Source organism: Pseudomonas sp. VE 267-6A (genome assembly GCF_024126555.1).
Taxonomy (GTDB): Bacteria; Pseudomonadota; Gammaproteobacteria; order Pseudomonadales; family Pseudomonadaceae; genus Aquipseudomonas; species Aquipseudomonas palmensis.
In genome coordinates, this window is sequence record NZ_JAMYBY010000041.1 from 1 (window position 1) to 2,504 (window position 2,504).

Below are 2,504 nucleotides of genomic sequence, written 5' to 3' on the forward strand. Positions count from 1 at the left end.
TCCTGCTGGATGCCGGTGTGCCGAGCTGCACCAGCCTCACCCGCATCGTCTGCAGCGGCGAGGCCCTGCCGGTGGACGCGCAGCAGCAGGTGTTCGCCAAGTTGCCGAACGCGGGCCTGTACAACCTGTATGGCCCTACCGAAGCCGCCATCGACGTGACTCACTGGACCTGCCGCGAGGAAGGCAAGGATGGCGTACCGATCGGCCAGCCGATTGCCAACCTGCAGACCTACATCCTCGGCGACGACCTGGGGCTGTTGCCGGCGGGCGTCACCGGTGAGCTCTACCTGGCCGGCGAAGGACTGGCGCGGGGTTACCACCGCCGCGCCGCACTGACTGCCGAGCGCTTTGTCACCAGCCCGTTCGGCGAAGGCAAGCGCCTGTACCGCACCGGCGACCTTGCCTGCTACCGCGCCGACGGCGTGATCGAATACCGCGGGCGTATCGATCATCAGGTGAAGATCCGCGGCCTGCGCATCGAGCTGGGTGAAATCGAGGCACGCCTGATGGCGCTCGACGCCGTGCGCGAAGCGGTGGTGCTGGCGATCGAGGGTACCACCGGCCAGCAACTGGTGGGATATGTGGTGCCAAGCGCTGGTGCCGGGCAGGACGACCTGCGCGAGCACCTCAGGCACGCACTGAATGCACATCTGCCGGACTACATGATCCCGGCGCAATGGGTGTGGCTGAAGCAGATGCCGCTGAGCCCGAACGGCAAGCTGGAACGCAAGGCGCTGCCCAAGCCCGATGCCAGCCAGCTGCAACGTGAATATGTGGCCCCGCAAAGCGAGCTGGAGCAGCGCATTGCTGCCATCTGGCAGCACGTGCTCGGCTGCGAGCGCATCGGCCTGCACGACAACTTCTTCGAACTGGGTGGACATTCCTTGATGGTGATTCGCGTGATGTCACGCATGCAACTGGATGTGGGGATACAGGTGAGCCCGCACGAGCTGTTCCAATTCCCTGTCCTGGGTGATTTCACTGCACAGGTGGCGCAACTCGGTGCCCAGGTCGACACCACGAAACTCAGCAAACTCGAAGCACTGTTCGACGAATTGGAGGAAGTGTGATGGACAAGGACATGGCTGCACGGATCGCCAAGCGATTCATCACCCTCCCGCTGGACAAGCGCAAAGTGTTTCTAGAAAAAATGCTCGGCGAAGGCGTGTCGCCGGCCAACCTGCCGATCCCGCAGGTGCAGTCGGAGGTCGAGACGGTTCCGCTGTCCTTCGCACAGGAGCGTCAGTGGTTCCTCTGGCAGCTGGAGCCGCAGAGTGCGGCCTACCACATCTGCATTGCGCTGCGCATGAAGGGCCCGTTGAACGCGAACGCGCTGGAGCGCAGTTTCAACGCCCTGGTGGCACGCCACCAGGCCCTGCGCACCACCTTCACCCAGACCCACGACGGCCCGGTGCAGCGCATTGCCCCGCACTTGACGCTGGAAATTGCGCGTCATGTGCTGGACACCCAGACAGAGGCGGCGGTTCTGGCCTTTGTCCAGGCGCAGACACAGGCCCCGTTCGACCTGGAGCACGGCCCTCTGTTGCGCATCGCGTTAGCATCCTCGGCGCCGGACGAGCATGTGCTGGTGCTGGTTCAGCACCACATCGTGTCGGACGCCGCCTCGCTGGAGATCATGGTCAGCGACCTGGTGCAGTTGTATGCCGGCTACAGCCAGGGGCGCGAGGTGACGTTGCCCGAGCTGCCGATCCAGTACGCCGACTACGCCATCTGGCAGCGACGCTGGATGGAAGCCGGCGAACGTGAGCGGCAGTTGCAGTACTGGACTGAAAAGCTCGGTGGCGAGCAGTCGGTGCTGGAGTTGCCACTGGACCGCCCTCGCCCCTCCGAGCAAAGCCACCGCGGAGCGCGCCTGGATGTCGACCTCGATCACACCGTCGCCCAGCGTCTCAAACACCTGGCCCAATCGCACAACGTGACCCCTTTCATGCTGTTGCTGGCCTCATTCCAGACCCTTCTGCACCGCTACAGTCGTCAGGCGGACATCCGCGTCGGCGTGCCAGTGGCCAACCGCAACCGGGTCGAGACCGAGGGTCTGATCGGCTTCTTCGTCAACACCCAGGTCTACAAGGCCGACTTCAGCACCGCATCGAGCTTTGAGGCACTGTTGCAGCAGGTGAAGCAGACGTCGCTCGAAGCACAGCAGTATCAGGAGTTGCCTTTCGGCTACCTGGTCGAAGCGCTGCAACCCACCCGCAGCATGAGCGTCACACCGCTGTTCCAGGCCATGTACAACCATCGCGGGCTGGTCAATGAAACGCGGCAGGCATCAGACCACTCGGATGCGCTGCAGGTCGAAAACCTGCAGTGGGACACCCACAGCGCGCAGTTCGACCTGACGCTCAACACCGCCGAATCGCCGACTGGCTTCTCGGCAAGCTTCACGTATGCCACCGATCTGTTCGACGCCGCGACCATCGAGCGTCTGGCCCGGCACTGGCAGAACCTGCTGCAGGCGATTGTCGCTGACCCGCAACAGCGCG

The 2,504-nt window shown here is 63.8% G+C and carries 2 protein-coding genes; both read left to right on the forward strand.

What is annotated here, in order from left to right; translation table 11 throughout:
* Positions 1-1,070: AMP-binding protein (locus NJH59_RS25330; RefSeq protein WP_367270569.1), on the forward strand; the 1,070-nt coding region annotated here is incomplete at its 5' end.
* Positions 1,070-2,504, forward strand: a 1,435-nt coding sequence (locus NJH59_RS25335) for a condensation domain-containing protein (protein ID WP_253087465.1), incomplete at its 3' end; no start/stop codon positions are given. The genes NJH59_RS25330 and NJH59_RS25335, both read left to right, overlap by 1 nt.